1 rRNA gene and 1 pseudogene are annotated in these 1,005 nt (G+C 76.0%); one reads left to right on the top strand and one right to left on the bottom strand.

Annotation, left to right across the window (positions count from 1 at the left end):
• A 23S ribosomal RNA gene (locus tag AB0C69_RS42605) occupies positions 1 to 97 on the bottom strand; the annotation flags it as partial.
• Between AB0C69_RS42605 and AB0C69_RS42610 the strand changes: the two are divergent.
• Positions 97 to 1,005, top strand: a pseudogene (locus AB0C69_RS42610) (phenylalanine--tRNA ligase subunit beta); the annotation flags it as partial. The gene AB0C69_RS42605 and the pseudogene AB0C69_RS42610 overlap by 1 nt on opposite strands.

A 1,005-nucleotide genomic window follows, 5' to 3' on the forward strand; every position in this document is an offset into this window, starting at 1 on the left:
TCTGGTTGCCGACTCCCCGAGGCATATCGCAGGCTCCCACGTCCTTCATCGGCTCCTGATGCCAAGGCATCCACCGTATGCCCTTAAAAACTTGACAAGGACCTGGACGGCCTCCAGCTCCCCGAGGACGACGCGCGGCGGCGGACGCTGCGGCTCGCGAACCCGATGTCGGAGGAGGAGCCGCTGCTGCGCACCACGCTGCTGCCGGGCCTGCTCAAGGCGCTCGCGCTCAACGTGGGACGCGGCTTCGGCGACGTCGCGCTGTTCGAGGTCGGCATGGTGTTCCGGCCGCGCCCGGGCGCACCGGAGCGGGCGCCGCGGCTCGCCGTGGACCGCGGCCCGACGGCCGAGGAGGTCGCCGCGCTGGAGGCCGCGCTGCCGGACCAGCCGTACCGGGTCGCGGCCGTGCTGGCGGGCGACCGCGAGCCGTCGGGCTGGTGGGGCGAGGGCCGTCCGGCGCTGTGGGCCGACGCGGTCGAGGCCGCCCGCACGGTGGCCCGCGAGGTCGGCGTCGAGCTGACGGTGAAGGCCGACCAGCACGCGCCCTGGCATCCGGGCCGCTGCGCCGCGCTGTACGTGGGCGACACCCTGGTCGGGCACGCCGGCGAGCTGCACCCGCGCGTCACGAAGGCGTACGGGCTGCCCGCGCGGTCGTGCGCGATGGAGCTGGAGCTGCGCCGCCTGGGCGAGCCGGTGAGCGTCCGCGCGCCGCACGTGTCGCCGTACCCGGTCGCGGTGCAGGACGTCGCGCTGGTCGTGGACTCCGGCGTCCCGGCCGCGGAGGTCGAGGCGGCCCTGCGCGAAGGCGCGGGCGGGCTCCTGGAGGCGATCCGGCTGTTCGACGTCTACACGGGCGAGCAGGTGGGCGAGGGACGCAAGTCGCTGGCGTACTCGCTGCGGTTCCGCGCCCCGGACCGGACGCTCACGGCCGAGGAGGCGTCGCAGGCCCGCGACTCCGCCGTGGCCGCCGCGTCCGAGCGGACCGGAGCCGTCCTGCGCGGCGCC

Source organism: Actinomadura sp. NPDC048032 (genome assembly GCF_040653175.1).
Lineage (GTDB): Bacteria > Actinomycetota > Actinomycetes > Streptosporangiales > Streptosporangiaceae > Spirillospora > Spirillospora verrucosospora.